General features: G+C 47.8%; 17 protein-coding genes. 7 read left to right on the top strand and 10 right to left on the bottom strand.

Annotation, left to right across the window (positions count from 1 at the left end):
• Positions 1-55: 55 nt before the first annotated feature.
• The 5 genes from ACUZ8J_RS06035 to ACUZ8J_RS06055 form a co-directional block, all read right to left on the bottom strand.
• On the bottom strand, positions 56-565 hold the full coding sequence (locus ACUZ8J_RS06035) for an RDD family protein (RefSeq protein WP_011717856.1): 510 nt from the start codon (positions 563-565) through the stop codon (positions 56-58).
• A gap of 39 nt (positions 566-604) precedes the next feature.
• Positions 605-862, bottom strand: a complete 258-nt coding sequence (locus tag ACUZ8J_RS06040; protein ID WP_011626864.1) for a DUF2960 domain-containing protein — start codon at positions 860-862, stop codon at positions 605-607.
• Between the two features lie 37 nt (positions 863-899).
• On the bottom strand, positions 900-1,250 hold the full coding sequence (locus ACUZ8J_RS06045) for a DMT family protein (protein ID WP_037415674.1): 351 nt from the start codon (positions 1,248-1,250) through the stop codon (positions 900-902).
• Positions 1,250-1,744, bottom strand: coding sequence for a GNAT family N-acetyltransferase (locus ACUZ8J_RS06050; protein ID WP_011623571.1), 495 nt, complete (start codon positions 1,742-1,744; stop codon positions 1,250-1,252). Before ACUZ8J_RS06050 ends, ACUZ8J_RS06045 begins: the two co-directional genes overlap by 1 nt.
• A gap of 118 nt (positions 1,745-1,862) precedes the next feature.
• On the bottom strand, positions 1,863-3,368 hold the full coding sequence (locus ACUZ8J_RS06055) for a carboxypeptidase M32 (protein ID WP_446693340.1): 1,506 nt from the start codon (positions 3,366-3,368) through the stop codon (positions 1,863-1,865).
• 69 nt (positions 3,369-3,437) lie between these two features.
• Here ACUZ8J_RS06055 and ACUZ8J_RS06060 point away from each other — a divergent pair, with 69 nt between their 5' ends.
• The 5 genes from ACUZ8J_RS06060 (at position 3,438) to ACUZ8J_RS06080 (ending at position 7,711) form a co-directional block, all read left to right on the top strand.
• Entirely contained in the window at positions 3,438-4,004 is a 567-nt protein-coding gene (locus ACUZ8J_RS06060) for a DsrE family protein (protein ID WP_446693341.1), read from the top strand.
• Positions 4,005-4,110: 106 nt separating this feature from the next.
• Positions 4,111-4,746 carry a YqiJ family protein gene (locus ACUZ8J_RS06065; protein ID WP_446693342.1) on the top strand — a complete coding sequence of 212 codons (636 nt, stop codon included), beginning with the start codon at positions 4,111-4,113 and terminating at the stop codon, positions 4,744-4,746.
• A gap of 33 nt (positions 4,747-4,779) precedes the next feature.
• Positions 4,780-6,558, top strand: a complete 1,779-nt coding sequence (locus ACUZ8J_RS06070) for a flotillin family protein (RefSeq protein ID WP_011717851.1) — start codon at positions 4,780-4,782, stop codon at positions 6,556-6,558.
• A 156-nt stretch (positions 6,559-6,714) separates the two neighbouring features.
• Positions 6,715-7,275: a DJ-1/PfpI family protein gene (locus ACUZ8J_RS06075; RefSeq protein WP_086903321.1), complete on the top strand. Its 561-nt coding sequence runs from the start codon at positions 6,715-6,717 to the stop codon at positions 7,273-7,275.
• Positions 7,276-7,402: 127 nt separating this feature from the next.
• Positions 7,403-7,711 (top strand): ribbon-helix-helix domain-containing protein, encoded by a 309-nt coding sequence (locus tag ACUZ8J_RS06080; RefSeq protein ID WP_086903349.1) that lies wholly within the window; start codon positions 7,403-7,405, stop codon positions 7,709-7,711.
• Between the two features lie 99 nt (positions 7,712-7,810).
• On the opposite strand, the gene ACUZ8J_RS06085 is transcribed toward ACUZ8J_RS06080, so the two are convergent.
• The 3 genes from ACUZ8J_RS06085 to ACUZ8J_RS06095 form a co-directional block, all read right to left on the bottom strand.
• A complete protein-coding gene (locus ACUZ8J_RS06085) occupies positions 7,811-8,560 on the bottom strand; it encodes a substrate-binding periplasmic protein (RefSeq protein WP_109285479.1) in 750 nt (249 codons plus the stop codon).
• Positions 8,561-8,678: 118 nt separating this feature from the next.
• Positions 8,679-9,314, bottom strand: a complete 636-nt coding sequence (locus ACUZ8J_RS06090) for a DUF2913 family protein (RefSeq protein ID WP_446693343.1) — start codon at positions 9,312-9,314, stop codon at positions 8,679-8,681.
• 128 nt (positions 9,315-9,442) lie between these two features.
• On the bottom strand, positions 9,443-10,090 hold the full coding sequence (locus ACUZ8J_RS06095; protein WP_445782369.1) for a peroxiredoxin-like family protein: 648 nt from the start codon (positions 10,088-10,090) through the stop codon (positions 9,443-9,445).
• Between the two features lie 358 nt (positions 10,091-10,448).
• Here ACUZ8J_RS06095 and ACUZ8J_RS06100 point away from each other — a divergent pair, with 358 nt between their 5' ends.
• The gene (locus ACUZ8J_RS06100; RefSeq protein WP_446693344.1) at positions 10,449-11,339 is read left to right on the top strand and encodes a hypothetical protein; all 891 of its coding nucleotides are present in this window, start codon (positions 10,449-10,451) and stop codon (positions 11,337-11,339) included.
• 218 nt (positions 11,340-11,557) lie between these two features.
• Complete coding sequence (locus tag ACUZ8J_RS06105) at positions 11,558-12,853, top strand: DUF1254 domain-containing protein (protein WP_126511680.1); 1,296 nt, start codon at positions 11,558-11,560, stop codon at positions 12,851-12,853.
• Positions 12,854-12,955: 102 nt separating this feature from the next.
• Here the strand turns inward: ACUZ8J_RS06105 and ACUZ8J_RS06110 are convergent, their stop codons facing one another.
• Positions 12,956-14,257, bottom strand: coding sequence for a DEAD/DEAH box helicase (locus ACUZ8J_RS06110; protein WP_279769550.1), 1,302 nt, complete (start codon positions 14,255-14,257; stop codon positions 12,956-12,958).
• Positions 14,258-14,561: 304 nt separating this feature from the next.
• On the bottom strand, positions 14,562-16,130 hold the full coding sequence (locus ACUZ8J_RS06115; protein WP_446693345.1) for a methyl-accepting chemotaxis protein: 1,569 nt from the start codon (positions 16,128-16,130) through the stop codon (positions 14,562-14,564).
• Positions 16,131-16,544 lie beyond the last annotated feature (414 nt).

Here is a 16,544-nt window from a genome sequence, read left to right on the forward strand (position 1 = left end):
CAAATTAGCTTAATCACGGTTGTGAGGCTTAGGTGCTAGGTTTAAGCGCTACGCTTTATGCACCATGCCAATTGCGCATTTGGTTGGCTTCCTTGGATAACACTACGACCTCTGAGCGAGTCATCATATCCTGTAGTGCGAGTTTATCGTCGTTGATCAGCACCCACAGATTACCAATGCCGAGTAATGACCAGACGATGCGTGCATAAGCGGTGATAAGGCTTAGGTTTTGGCCATTAGGATGTTGGATCTTAAGGCGCCAAGCGCGCATCCCGAGGGTTTGACCGCCCTTACTCCAAAAAAGCGCATAGAAGGTGCCTACACAGAGCACTAACCAGAGTTGATAAATCCCATGGTAAATCGGTGTGCCATTGAGGGCGTCGGACACATGTTCAAAGCCATTCATGCTAATCAGGCCGGAGGCTGTGAGTCCGAAGAAAATACCAAAGCCGATGGCGCCAGCAAACATATAAACGGCTACTGCGAGCAGCAGGTCATAGATCATTGCCCCTAAGCGGCGGAAGAATCCTGCACGGGGAAAGTTAGCATGTTCAGCATTTAACATCTGCAATCCTAATTCTAAATGGATAAATGACGATAAGGCTTAGGCCTCGGGTTCTTCATCGCGTACAAAGTGGATATTGCTAAACCCAAAGCGCGCAAACTCGACCTTACGATAGTCTTTTTCGGCCTTGGCACCTTTGCGTGAGGTCATGGCAATTTGTTGTTCCATCGCGAGAAACTTGGTTAAGTCTATGCCTTCGGCTTCGGCCACGGCTTCGTATAAATCGCGGTGTTTATCATAACTAAAGGCGATGGTTTTCGTCTCACCTTTGAAGGTGTAAGTCACTTGACGCGCCATGGTTTTCTCCTGAAAAAGTCCTGAAATAAGTCTGGAATTAGTTAAATTCGCTTCTAAAAATAAAATACACCGCACCGAGGATACACAGGCCAGCCCAGAGATAGTCGAGTTTGAGCGGTTCCTTCATGTAGAAATAGGCGAAGGGCACAAACAAGCTTAAGGTGATGACTTCCTGCAGGATTTTTAATTGGCCGACATTCATCACTGTGTAGCCGATGCGGTTAGCGGGCACTTGCAGTAGGTATTCAAATAAGGCGATGCCCCAACTGACTAAGGCGGCAATAATCCAAGGCTTTGAGCCTAAGGATTTTAAATGCCCATACCATGCAAAGGTCATAAAAATATTGCTAAGACAGAGTAAACCAATAGTCGTTAGGGTGGGGTTCATCATTCTTCTCGATGATTAAGCTTATAAATCATATACATTGCATCGTCGGTATAGCTGCCAAGGCATTTCTCAATGGCTTTAGGTTTAAAGCCCATTTTACGCCAGTAGCTATCGGCACCTTGTACCGCGACCAGAGAGAGGGAGCTCAAGTTAAAGCGATCCGCGAGTTGCTTTAAGCGCATTAGGGCTTTGGAGCCTGCGCCTAAACCTTGGGCCTTTACCGAGATGGCAATATCGTGCAGATACAAGGTATCAGCCTTAGGTAACTGAGTGATGGGCTCATACAGTGCGGGAGGCATATTGGTGGTCCAAGGGTGGGCGAGGCAATAGCCCACCACAGCCTCATTTACCTCAAACACAAAGCAGGATTGAGGTGAAACGTGCCACTTGCTTTGCAATACATGCAGGGGTTCAGGATCCAGTTGGGAGTAACATTCTTCCTGGATCTGTAAAATAGCATCCCAATCCTCTGGGGTGATTGCACGCAGTAACATGGTCGACCTTTTTCCGTCCAAAACAGTGTGAATAAATAAGTTGGGGATTATATACCCAAATCGCAGCAAAAGCTTTGAAACTCGCCAGTGCTGCGATTATCTCGGCTGCTTACGGCGTTTACCCCAAATAACGTTGCTTCAAATGTTTGGCAAGATACTGGCTATTGAGCGGTTCGCCTGTGGCTTGAATGATGAGTTCATCCGTTGTCAGTAATGAGCCTTTGGACCAAATATGGCTGCCAAGCCAGTCAAATACTTGGGATAACTGCCCGTTATCGATAAGGTTTTCAATCGGACCTAAGCTTCGCTCCAGCGCAAAACGGCATTGGGCGGCATACATGGCGCCTAAGGTATAACTTGGGAAATATCCCAATTCACCTACAGCCCAATGGATATCCTGCATACAACCATCGCGATAGTTTCCATCGGTATTGATCCCGAGCAGTTGTTGCATCTGGCTTGACCAAAAATCGGGGAGATCATCCACACTCAGGCTACCGTCGACAAAGGCTTTTTCGGCTTCAAAGCGCAATAGAATGTGGCAAGGGTAAGTGACTTCATCGGCATCGACACGGATAAGCCCGGGATTGACGCGGGTATAGTGTCTTGCCAAGTCTTGGGCGCTAAACTCACAGCCCAAATGCTGTTTAATCAGTGGTTGTAATTGGCGTAAAAACGCGGGATTGGCACCGAGCTGCATTTCACAAAATAAGCTTTGGCTCTCATGGACGCCCATGGAGCGAGCCAATCCTGCGGGCTGACCGCGCCATTGTTTCGGTAAGCCCTGTTCATAACGGGCGTGGCCAGTTTCATGCACTATGCCCATGATAGCGCTGCTAAAATCGTCTTCGTTATAACGCGTCGTGATGCGTACATCGCTTGGCACTCCACCACAAAATGGGTGGCTGCTGATATCGAGCCTGCCATGGTTAAAATCAAACCCTAAATAGGCCATCACCGCTTGGCCTAGGGCTTGCTGTGCCTTGATTTCGAAGGGGCCGTTAAGGTTAAGCTTGGGTTCACTGGCTTGTTTTGCCAGCACATCTTGGATAAGACTGGGTAACCACGTTTTTAAGTCGCCAAAGGTCTGCTCAAGCTTTGCCGTGGTCATTCCAGGTTCAAATTTATCGAGCAGGGCATCATAGGGGGAGATGTTCAGGGCCTGCGCGCGAATTAAGGCTTCTTCCCTCGCGAGGGAAATCACCGCTTTTAGATTCGGTTTAAAACCTTGCCAATCATTGTTTTTGCGTTGCTCGCGCCAGGCATTCTCACACTGGTAGGCCATTTTCGTTTTGGCCTGTACTAGCTCACCCGGCACTAAGGTCGCCTGTTGATACTGATATTGCATTTCCCTCAGATTGGCCTGTTGTTCTGGGCTCAGCGCCTCTTGCGAGGCTTGTGCGAGGTTATCGCCAAGCTCTGGCGCCGTTTTAAGGCTGTGGATATGTAACGCCAGCTCTGCCATCGCATCGCCACGCTCGCTGCCACCACCGAGGGGCATCATGGCGGCCTGATCCCAATCACCAAGCGCACTAAAATGTTCAAAATGTGAAATTTTCTGGAAATGGGCCGTGAGTTTATCGTAACTTGGCGTAGGTTCTTTGGTGTTCATAGCGGTATCCATAGACTCAATCTTAAGGTGCTGTCGTTATCTATTAGCACGAAAAAATAACAATAACAGGATGATAATATCATGCAGCCAAAATCACATCACACTAAAACCCTTAAAGTCATGACCATGGCGCTGTTGGCTGGCTTATCCAGTGCCGCCCATGCCGGAGCCGAGAGCTTTGCGCCTGGAACGGCTATCCCCGAATTTGGTCAAGTGGCTAAGGTCGAAAGCAACCTTGCGATCCCTGCTGGGATGAAGTTTAAGGTGGCATTCGATATGAGTAAGGCGGCCGATGTCGGCCAAGTGAATCGTCAGCTCGACAGCCTTGCCCGTTTTATTAATATGCACGTGGCGGCTGGCGTTAAGGAAAGCGATATTGAGCTAGCGATGGTGGTGCATGGCAGTGCCGTTGGCGATTTAGCCGATGATAGCTTTTATGCCAAGCAGCACAACGGGGCGCAAAACCCCAATAAAGCCTTAGTGAAAACCTTAGTGGCCCACGGGGTGAAGTTTTATATCTGTGGTCAGAGCGCCGCTTATTTTGACTTACACAACGCTTCTTTGTTATCGGGCGTCGATATGGCCCTGTCTGCGATGACAGCCCATGCGATTCTGGCGCAGCAAGGATTTAGTCAAAATCCGTTTTAGGGTGAATTTTTTGTTTGGAAACTAGGCTCGCCTTGCTATTCTGTCACTCGTAAGTTGATAATTACAGTGAAGTAAATGGAATGCTGTATCGTTCAAGGAGATGACTATGTGGGCGTTTTTAGTTGAACAGCCTAACCTACCTTACACTATTGCCTTCGCCTGCGTGCTTGTCCTTGGTGTGTTTGAAGCCTTAGCCCTAGTCATAGGGTTAAGCATGATGAGTGCGCTCGACCAATGGGTGCCCGCCGATGTGGATTATGATGCCGATATTGGTGGTACTGGCCTGACGGGGATTGCGGGCTGGCTATGTCTGAATCGATTACCCTTACTTATCTGGTTTGTGCTGGCACTGACCAGCTTTGCGATTGTCGGTTATATTGCAAATTACCTGAGCCTGCTATTCACGGGCATCTTGTTACCGCAACTCTTCACCTTACCTATTGCTGTGGTCGGCAGTGCGTTTGCCTGTCGCTATCTCGGGCGGATCTTGGCCGATTTACTCCCTAAGAATGAGTCCACCGCCATATCCCTTGATGATTTAAGTGGTTACGTCGGTACTATCACCTTAGGCTGCGCCATGAAGGGCATGCCATCGGAAGCCGTGGTGCGGGATAAACATCAACAAAAACATTATGTATTAGTCGAACCCGAAACCTCGGGTATCGAGTTTGCCAGTGGCACGCAAGTGGTGCTGCTAAAACGAGAAGGAAGAGTCTGGTCTGCGACTCGCTTTGATAATTAATTTTCCAAAGCCATTAACGAAAAAGGAAAGCAAATGGATGTGTTAAATGATGTAACCAGTTCGAGCAACTTCGTGTTGTTAGTTGCCGGAATGGTATTGGTTGGCCTGATTGTGATTGGTCTGATTTTCGCCAAATTATATAAACGTGCGACGAAGGAAATGGCCTTTGTACGTACGGGTTTTGGTGGTGAAAAAATTATTAAGGACGGCGGCGCAATCGTCTTACCCGTGCTGCATGAAACCATAGCCGTAAATATGAATACCCTGCGCATCGAAGTGGAGAAAACCCAAAAAGATGCGCTGATCACTAAGGATAGAATGCGTGTCGATGTGAAGGCCGACTTCTATCTGCGTGTGGCGCCCAATGCCGAAGGCATTTCGATGGCGGCACAAACCTTAGGTACCCGTACCACGCGTGTGGAAGAGCTGAAAAAGCTGATGGAATCTAAGTTTGTTGACGTGTTACGTGCGGTCGCCGCGGAAATGACCATGACTGAAATGCACGAGCAGCGCGCCGATTTTGTCCAGCGGGTACAGAATAACGTCGCTAACGATCTCGAGAAAAACGGGTTAGAACTCGAATCCGTTTCGTTGACGGGTTTTGACCAGACTGATCTGCAATTCTTCAATGAAAATAACGCATTCGACGCCGAAGGTCGTGCACGTTTAGCTAAGATTATTGAAGAAAAACGTAAAGAGACCAACGATATCCAGCAGGAAAACCGCATCAAGATCGAGCAGCGTAACCTAGAAGCTGAAAAAGAATCGCTGGAGATTGAAAAGGCCGAAGAAGAAGCGCGTCTGGTGCAGCAGCAGTCACTCGAATTTAAGCGTGCCGAGCAAAAAGCGGAAATTATTAAGCAAAAAGAAAACAAGTCCCGTGAAGAACGCGAAGCTGAAATTGCCAAAGAGCGCGCAATCGAAACTGCGGAAATTGAAAAGACCAAAGACATCGAAACCCGCGAGATTGAAAAGCGCAAATCTATCGAACAGGCCCGTATTCAACAGCAACGTGATATCGAAGTTGCCGAGCAGGAAAAACACATCGCGGTAGCCGCGAAGTCGGAAGAAGAGTCTGCTGCCCGTGCCCGCGCCGCCGAAGCGGAAAAAACCAAGGTAGAGAAAGAAGAAGCGGTTATTACGGTGCGCCAAGTGGCTGAGGCGAATCGTCGTAAAGAGATTGAGGTCATCGATGCGCGCAAAGAAGCGGAGCGCGATGCGGTAGGCGTGACAGTACAAGCCGAGGCGGAAAAACGTGCCGCCGAAGACAGATCGAGCGCAATTCTGATTGAAGCCCGCGCCAGTGCCGATGCCAAGAAACTGCAAGCCGAGGCCGACGAGAAGGTCTATGCGGTTGAAGCGGCGGGTAAACAAGCTCTGTACGAAGCGGAAAACGTGCTGCGTGATGAGCAGATTGCGCTGCAAAAATCCCTCGCTATCTTAAAAGCACTGCCTGAGATTGTCGCGCAGGCGGTTAAACCGTTGGAAAATATCGAAGGTATTAAGATCCTTCAAGGTTATGGCGCAGGTAATCAATTGGCATCGGGAGCCGATGGCGCAGTCGCACATCAAGGCGGTATCGCCGAGCAAGTCACCAGCGCCGCGTTAAACTACCGCGCCAATGCGCCAGTGGTGGATGCTATGTTGCGAGAGTTAGGCTTAGTGCAATCGGAGTCTGGCACGTTAAATGATTTACTCAATGGCAATAATGCCTTAACCACCGAAGCCTTAAATGTCGTGAAGTCGGCCAATAGCGGATTAAATGGTTATAGCCAGCAACATACAGTGATAGAGCCAAAGATAAGTAATTGATATTAATAGTTTAGATTAAAGCGCCTGCGGGCGCTTTTTTTATGTTTGAAACCGCAGCGCCAATTTGTAGTATTCCACTATTACCCTAAATTTAATGGTCGGAGTAGAGTGAAATCCGATGTTGCGTTTTCCCTTATCGAATAAAAGGAGTTTCTCATGGCCAATATTTTGATCATCGCCGGTGATTTTGTTGAAGATTATGAGCTAATGGTGCCGTTCCAAGCCCTCCAAATGGTGGGTCACAGCGTAACGGTTGTCTGCCCTGATAAAGTGGCGGGACAAACCATTAAAACGGCAATCCATGACTTTGAAGGCGACCAAACCTATACCGAAAAACCAGGGCACTTATTTGCCCTAAATGGCAACTTTGTCGGTACCAACGCCAGTGATTTTGATGCGCTGCTGCTTCCCGGTGGCCGTGCACCTGAGTATTTACGCCTAAACCCTACGGTGATTGCCTTGGTGGCGGAATTTGCCGCCCAAGATAAACCCATTGCCGCCATTTGCCATGGCGCGCAGTTACTGACGGCGGCCGATGTGGTACGCGGTAAGAAAGTGTCAGCCTATCCAGCTTGCGCGCCCGAAGTGAAACAAGCGGGCGCCGAGTACTGTGATATTGAAGTGACGGCGGCAATCACCGATGGCAAGTTAGTCACTGCGCCCGCATGGCCTGCGCATCCTGCATGGTTGGCGCAGTTTAACAAGTTACTGAATTAACGATATTCATCTAGCATTATTTATGGCATAACAGTTCAGGTAGAGGCTTAAGTTGAGTATTTGCTAAGGGCTTAAGCAAGACGCAATGGCTAGAGCTAAGCGCAATAGCTGCTTGGGGAGTAATATTGTGTGTGAAATCTATTCCGGTGCCGAACCCGAACTGTTTGAACTCAAAACCCGCTCCATTCGAATCGATGGGGTCGTGACGAGCGTGCGGCTTGAGGCGATTTTTTGGCAGATTATTGAAGAGATTGCCGAAGATGCTGAGCTGAGTGTGGCGGTGTTTTTAACCCGTATTTACCGTGAAGTGTTAACTCGACAGGGCGAAGTGGCTAACTTTGCTTCTTTATTGCGGGTCGCCTGTACCACCCATCTGAATCAGGGGCAGCGTTTGGTGTTAAAACCTAAGGTTGCGCTAAACGCGGCATCCTCTTAACTATCCATTTCATCTTTGCTATTTGAAAAAGACAAAGCTTGCCGCGTTATTGCAGAGCCATTTTCTGGTGAGCACTTGGAAACATGCGCTTTTATCGGTTTAGCTGGCAAAGGCTTGGGTGTATTTCTGGATAATCTGTTCCACTTTTCCATCGGCTTTTAGCTGTGCTATCGCGTGATTGAGTGCTGGCAGTAGATCGGCATGCTCCTTACGTAGCCTTAACACCAATACGCCATCGGAATGCACCGTGGCCAATCCAACGGGGATCTTAAGCTTGTTCGACCAATATAAGGCGGGATAGTTACCTGCTATAATGGCCGTGATGCGGTGTTTATCCAATGCCTTAATCAGCTCTTGCTCCGAGGTAAAATCGACACGGATAAACTCTTTGTCGTCGTGGTACAAATATCCCCTGACGGTACCGATTTGTTTGCCTTTAATTTCAGCGACTTCCTTAAAGGATTCGACATTCTCGGGTCTGGTCACTACGTATTCTGTGATGGGCATAATGGGATCGGATTTAACGAACGAGGGGCCAAAGTCTTGATCCGCAAACCAACTTGGGCTGACCACATCAAAGTCTAACTGGCCGGTTTCAAGGGCGTTGTTCGTCCGTTTCGGTGGCAAGGACAGGTTTTCGCCCTCGATATTGGCTAAGGATAAAATCAGTGGGATTAACTCAGACACCATGCCAGGGGCTTCGGGTTGGTTAGCAATAAAATAGGGATACCAAGAATAGGAGCCAGTGATGTTGTATTTGAGTAATTGGGCAAAGGAGGGAGTCGTAAATAATAGAAGTAATAACACGGCGTGCGCTCGCCAACGATAGAGAATACTTCCTTTACCCATCTTGTCCTTCACTCCTTGGTTGAACGAGCTTCGCTTTGACTGCGCTACATCTTACCTAGCCATTGTGAAAAATTTGTTATCCGTAGCGCAGTTTCCCTATTCAAGCAGCTTTTTGGGCTTAAGCCAAGAGTAAGCACAAGGCGGGCAGCTGATTGTGCGGGTAAATTTGGTAGGTTTTATGGTGCTTGATCGGGCTGGTCTTTTTATTGCCTTGGCTTATCAGCAAACCATGGGAGAGGGCGATTTGAGTCAACAGCTGCTCATCGGCGCGAACATACAAGTTGATAGGCTTGATGAGCTGATTAGCTTGGATGTGTTGTGTAAACTCTTTTACATCAATTACTAAGCTCGATTGACCATCGGCGTCCAGCTTGAGTTTGGTGTTAATTTCGGTGTCAGTAAACACTAGCCATTCGAGCTGAGTTAACTCGGCAATCATAGCGTTTAATGCCGTACCTAACTCCACGTGCGAGTTTTCAACGCTCTGATATTGATGAACAATTCTTTCCAATAACCGCTTAAGTTCGGCGCCAGCACCTTGGCTGCGCGCCATACGGATCCATGCCGTGAGATCGTCGGCCACCAGTTTCGAGAAACGCTTTTCCTTGAGCGCTTCAACCATCCAGTTACACAGAAAATGACTCTCCTGCGCAGGTGTGCGTTGGGCTTTTTTAGCTTGGGCTGAGGCGGTTAAATCGGCTAGACCCGCGCGGGCGAGTTCGAGTACGGCTTGGTTATAGGTTTGAGAATTCATTGTGGCTCCGCCGCGGGCTAAAGGATTGATCTAATGGAACGTGTCGTATCGATTGCGGCCAAGCTAGTTTAGCAAAGCAGCCGCTAAATCGATAACGATTCTTAGCGGCTGTTTGGACAGGGGATGGATTATTCTGGTGCTCCGACGAGGCTGGCGGCCGTCAGAATCAACTTAGGTGCAGGTCTTACCTTATAGTTGGGATTCACATATTGGAAATGGATTAATCCTTGAGTGTCAGCAATATAAATTGCCGGAACAGGCAGAACTAAGCGCTTATCGCCTTCGGGCGTTGTCCACAGTGGGTTATCCAGTTTTAAGCGACTCAAATAAGTATCAGTGACTTGTTTGCTGGTGTAAAAGGCAAGACCAAAGGCTTGCGATGCCTGCATTTTTTCATCGGAAAGCAGCTGGTATTTAAGCTCGTTTTTAGCGGCCGATGCCTTTAACTGTGCGGGCGTATCAGGGGAAATCCCCACCAGTTGAAAGCCCATGTCGATAAGTTTAGGTTCGATGGCTTTTAGTTGCCCCATTTGGTTGTTGCAAAACGGGCACCAGCCGCCACGGTAAAAGAAGAAAATGGTTGGTTTTTGTGCGGTTAATTTTGCTAAATCAACGCTTTGGCCATTCATATCTTGTAAGGTAATTGCGGGAATTTGCTCGCCATTGAGCAGGGGGCTAACCGAATATTCATCCTTAGCAATAGGTTGAGCTAGCGTGGTAAAGCTGCCAAGCAGTAGGCTGGTGGTCAGTAAAAAGCGCTGTAGTAGGGACGGCATAAGTAATCTCTCTGTGTTATGGGTTATTCTATCAATTCAAGCGATTGGCTCTGGTTTGTACGCTTGTTGGGTCGTGAATGGGGAAGACTGTTATAAGAACGGCGAATGCAGCAATTTATTGCAGTGTGTATCCAGATTTTGTGGTGTTTTTAAAGTAATGCTGCTCAATCCCGCGAGCTCGTTTTAGTCTCATATAAGCCAATGGTGTGAGCCGATAACGTGGGCTAATTGAGTGAGCTAATGGAGTCAGCAGCTCGAGTGAGCTAAGGTGGGGCGCCGAACGCGAAAGTGGTAGTATTGCCACCGCCTTGAAAGGCTGAAATGATATTTGGTAATTTTTTCAATAGGAAAGCCGTAAATGGATAAGGGATTATTTAACGCATTAAAGAAAGTCTATTATAAAAAGTCGTACCGCAAAGACGAGCATGGTTACCAACAAAGAATCGATAATGGCGATGTGTTTGATGTCGATACGGGAACCTATATCTACTCCTATCAAGGCCTATCTGATGCGGAAATCGCATTGATTGAACAGAGTGGCTATCCGGTCAACGACAAGATTAACCTGAGTCATGATGATGTGGTGCTCGGCTATAAAGCGATACTAAAGCAGCCGAATCTTTACCTCGAAAATGTACTGGCGGCCTATTTATGTGGTTTTTCAAGCTTCCCTCGCGGTCGTCAACCCATTCTCAGTTATTTGTTTGCTAAGGCGCTACCAGAACATTCGATGGCAACCGATAGTGACATTTGTCCTGTGTGTTCCATCAAGCGCGTTGACTGGATTGAGCAGGGGCAAAAAATCTTTTCCTGTTACGCTGGCAGTGTGTGGAACGAGCGCTGGGCGCACAATCTCATAGAATTACAAGAGTTTTGTACGCTATCGCCTTGTAAACCCAGTGCCGAGGATGTGGCCATCTTCAGTGCGTTAATTGAAGCTATCCGTCAGGCTCCTTTAGATGAAACACCCGGAAAACTCGAGCAAAGGGTGAAGAAAGCCAAGATTATCCCCAATTTTAATCAGTACAGTTTCCGTGGCCAATTGATGGTGTTAGCGGAGCTTGGCATCATGCCAAATCCCTATGTTGCGCCGCTTTATGAGGCATTTACGCCATTTGAAGCGATCTGCAATATCAAATATCCGGGCAGTATTTGCTCTGACATCATCTTACCGCTTGCGGGTTGGCGCGGCGAAAATCCCATTGATGAGCACAGGCTTAAACAGATATTTGGCCTGTTTATATCCTAGAGCCTGAGCCATGTTGGGTGTTAAGCACTCGGTTGGAGTTGAGTTGTCAATTGAGCAACTTATTCAATCTTGTGGTCGAGCATAAATGGCTTTAGGATGAATCACGAGTCCTATGTGCTCATATTTGTTGGCATCTTTATCGGTAGAACACTGCACTATTGATGTTGAACGATGAGTTTGGGTTTTTGGCTATTTTCAATCTATACAAGGAGTTGTTGATGAAAAAAGTACTGTTATCCCTCGCCGCAATCATGACGAGCCAAGTTGTTTTTGCACAATCTATTTCGGATAAAAATGCACAGGATGCATTTATTTATGGTTATTCCATAGATGAAGCCTATAAGTTTTTCTACGAAACAGCAGTTAAAACCGATACTCCGCTAAATCGTTTCCAAAATATTCGCCATATTGCCGATGATACTTACACCGCGCATCCCACAATTAACAACGATACCCTGCACTTAATGGGATGGTTGGATGTGGCGACCGAACCTGTGATCGTAAGCGTGCCCGATATGGATAAAGGACGCTATTGGATCCTCCATACGATGGATATGGGCCATTACACAACCTCTATGATTGGTTCTCGTCTGAGGGGGAATGAAGGTGGGCGCTTTATGTTTGCAGCCCGCTCATGGAAGGGAGATGTCCCCGCGAGTGTAGACGAAGTGATTTATGTGGATTCGAATCTGATCAAGCTGATGGGGCGTATTATGGCCGTTGGCAAAGAGGATGAGAAAATTGCGTTAAATTATATGGATGATTGGAATATCCGTACTTTGTCTGCCTATCTTGGTGTGGCAGGTCCTAAACCTAAGGTGCGTACCTACCTCGATCCAGAGAAGACTAATTGGTTGCAAAGGGTCAATTATATGCTCTGCGATGGTGATATGGGGACTGCAGATAAGCAATGGTTGGCCCAGTTTAAGGATATTGGTCTGGCCCCTTGTAAGGAAGACTTCACGGCAGCCCAAATTGCTGCCGCTAAGGTCGGCGAAAAGTTAGGTATGAAACACATTATTGATTTAGCACCTAAAATGACCAATGCGGGTAAGTTATTAGGTACTCGTGAGCAGTTGAGTGATGGTGCTCGTGACCTTTTCGCCGAAGGCACTTATCTTGGTCAATGGGGATTGCCACCCGATGAGTCCGTTTATCTGAAGGAGGAAAAGGGCGATGACGGTAAATCTCTCAATGGTTCAAATGGCAAAAAATACGTGATGCATTTTAAAGCACCAGAGGTGAGTCAATTCTGGTCATTTACGGTTTATGGTTCAGATAACCGCTTGATGGCACACAACGCAATTAATCGTCATAGCCGTGGTGATCGCAACCTTAAACCCGATGCCAATGGTATGTATACCATTGAACTGAGTGCTAAGGGGGATGAGAGTAACAGTAATTGGTTGCCTATCCCGGAGAAGGACGCTTACATCATTATGCGGATGTACGGCCCGAATAAAGACATCCAAGAGGGAAAATATCCGTTCCCTAAAATTCAAGTTGTTAAGTAATTTTAAGCCCATTATTGGCTCAATAAAAAAGCGTCCCTTGGGACGCTTTTTTGCTTTTGATGACTAGACACCTTGGTGAGGTTTAGTTGCCTATATCGGGAGTTATTTCAGCTTTTTTGCCTTGCTTGGGGCTTGGCCAACTTTCATTTTCACGCGGCGGCCCTGCATGCTTTTTTCGGCGATGATCTGCTCGCTCACGTTGTCGAGTCGCTGTTGTTTCTTGGCAAAACTGCGGCGGGTTTGTAGCTGCTTTAACAGCAAGTCGCGGCTACCAACTTCGTATCCGGGAACGGTAATACGACGAATTTTTTGGCCGATAAGCTTTTCAATATCCGCCAAGGTGCGCTCTTCTTCACGGCTCACAAATGAAATTGCGACCCCTGATTTACCCGCGCGGCCGGTACGGCCAATACGGTGCACATAGTCTTCGGCGAGGAAGGGTAAGTCGAAGTTGACCACATACTCAAGGCTTGGAATGTCTAAGCCACGGGCGGCGACTTCGGTCGCGACTAAGACACGTACCTTACCCGACATAAACTCACGCAGTGCGCGGCGACGGCTACCTTGCGCCTTTTCACCGTGGACGACTTCAGAGGGAATGCCGTCTAAATTTAATTCTTTCACTAAGGTGTCGGCCGCATCGCGCGTCGCGGTAAAGACCAACACTTGTTGCCAGTTCTTCTTGCCAATCAGTTCGGATAAGAGTTCGCGCTTACGGCGCTGCTCAACCGGATACACCACTTGGCTCACGGTATCTGCGGTGGTGTTTTGCTTATCGGCGCTGATCACCTGAGGCTTGACCATCATGTCGTTGGCCAGTTTTTTCACCGCACTCGAGAAGGTGGCCGAGAATAATAGGTTTTGACGCTTCTTATTCACCGCTTGGAGGATTTTTTGAATATCCGCATTAAAGCCCATGTCTAACATACGGTCGGCTTCATCGAGCACTAAAAAGTCGATGCTAGAGAGGCTTAAATTACAGGCGGTAAGGTGCTCGAGCAAACGCCCTGGCGTCGCGACAATAATATCGGCACCGCGTTTAAGTTTTTGCGCCTGAGTCTCAACCTTTACACCGCCGTAAATGGTTAACACGCTGAAATTTAAATACTTGCTGTAGGCTTCAACATTGTCGGCGACTTGAGCTGCGAGCTCGCGAGTCGGCGTTAAGATTAATACCCGTGCGTTCGATTTTAAGGTCTCGCTGGGATTTTCTACCATCTTTTGCAGTATAGGTAATGCGAATGCCGCCGTTTTACCTGTGCCCGTTTGCGCGCTGGCGAGCACATCTTGCCCGCGGCGGATGGCGGGGATCGCTTGCTGCTGAATAGGTGTCATTTTTTGATAACCGCAATCTGAGATAGCGCGTAAAATCTCGGGGCAAAAACTAAAAGATTCAAATCTCATTTTGGATTCCTGTTGTTCACTTATTCAATCACTCAAACGCTTAGACTCGAATGCAATCACTTTAACATCTGAGTCAAACTATCATGCGCTTGGTCACGCATTTCCTCATCCAGTTTTACTGCACGGTGAGCATAAAAATGGCGGGCGCGGAGTATAGCAAAATTTTCGGTTAAAACCTGTACTTTTTAACCTTTTGGGCTTTATGACGCAGTGTTAGCAGGTTTTGATATGGATAAAGGCGTTGGAAAGGCTGAGGAGAGCGATTCGCACCATTGCCTGCATCGACAATGGTGCGATAGGCATGTTAACCAAAGGCGCGGCGCAGACCGAGTGCCTTTTCGGCGTTTTGTTTGAGGTGATTGGCGGCATCACCAATTTGATGGGTTGCCGCGAGGTTTTCGCTGCTGGTTTGGGTGATAGAGTGAATATTGTTCGTGATTTCATGCACCACTTGACGCTGCTGATCGGCGGCCACCGCGTTTTGCTGAGCAAAGGTGTGGATCTCACTCACCTCTTGGTAAATGGTGTTGACGTTTTCGGCGGAGGTTTGAATATCGTTAGCGCACAGCTCGGCATGTTGCCGACTTTGCTCCATCTCCTTCACCCAGGCATTTAGCATGCTGAACATCTTGTCGACGCTTTGGGAAATACTGTTGGTCGATAATTGGGTACGGCTCGACAGTGCGCGTACTTCGTCGGCGACCACCGCAAACCCACGGCCTTGCTCACCTGCGCGAGCCGCCTCAATCGCGGCGTTGAGCGCGAGCAGGTTAGTCTGTTCGGCAATCGAGTCAATCTCGCCCATGGCACTGGCCACCCGTTCGGCTTCTTTATTGAGTTGATGGGCATTATTGGCTGCATCGGCCACGGATTTGGCTAATTGCTCAACTTTTTGGGTGTTGGCCTTCATATTGGCGCTGCTTTTCAGGCAGAGATCGTAGGCGGTGTTGATGCTGGTCGAGGTCAGTTGAGTATTTTGTGCGACCTCGGCAATGGTTGAGCTCATTTCTTCCATCGCACTGGCGAGTTGCTCAAGCTGGTTTTTTTCTTGGTCTAGGCTGACATAGGTTTGTTCTGTCGTCACCACCAGCTGATCGGCAATCGCATGTAAGTGGTGGGCCTGATCTTGGGTGCGGCCAAGCACGCCGTTCATCTTGGCTTGCAATAGGATCAATTGGAAATCGAGAATCGATGAAGTGTCGGCGCCCGAGTAGATGTAGCGACTGATTGAGTCATATTTCTCTTGCATTTCAATCAATTTGGCTGGAATGCGGAAGGCTTCATCGTAGAAAATGGCCAGATTGAGGCTCATTAAAATCGCCCCTGCGAAAATCACACCCCAACCCCAAAAGTAACCAGCAATCAGTAACCCTGTGGTGGCCACCACGGCTGACACAAATCGTTTTTGCATCAAACTCAGCGGCTTAGGTATTGGCTTGTTTTGCACTAGTCTGCGGTATATATCCGTGGCTTTGCTGACATAGGCCGCCTGCGGCTGGATACGCACCGACTGATAGCCGATGATAGTCCCATTCTCAAACAGTGGAGAGACGAAGGCATCGACCCAATAGAAACCGCCATTCTTACAGCGGTTTTTGACTATGCCTCGCCAGGATTGGCCGGATTTCAGCTTTTCCCACATTTCTTTGAAGGCGGCGCTGGGCATATCTGGGTGGCGCACTTTGCTGTGGGGTTGGCCGATTAACTCTTCGGCACTGTAACCCGATACTTCGGCAAAACGTTGATTAACATAGGTAATGATCCCACGGGTATCCGTTGTGGAAATCAATTCGTCTTGTGGTGTGAGGCGGACTTCTTGTGCGTTACTGTGGAGTTGACTGGTTTTACTGCGGCTAGGGTTACTCTGGCTCATTTAGTGTGTCCATTCAGGGCCGATACGACTTTTTGGGTAAATGTAACTGGTAAAACAGGTGCCAGCTCTCATTGGAGTCGGCTTATTATGTGATAATGGTATCATTTTTGTGTGGTTATTGGAGAGCGGTTTTTCGCTTTACCCGCAACAAAAGTAATGATTTTTAAATTTTGTAAGTTTCTGCAAATATTGCATTTTTAATTCGCTTTCAAACGAGTGTTTATCCTGTTTAAAAGCAAATTTCAGAGTTTTGTATAAGGTCTGTTTTTAGCTTATGCCGGGCTAAGGCTGTTATAGATTCATTTGCCTAAATAGTGGTAGGAGCTTAGGTGAAAAACATCAGCCCGACTATTGGACTAATGTCGTGATTTAGCTTGTCAGAACAGTAACATCATAGGTGGAACGGGTCTTGAA

This window comes from Shewanella sp. Koi 1, from assembly GCF_052907445.1.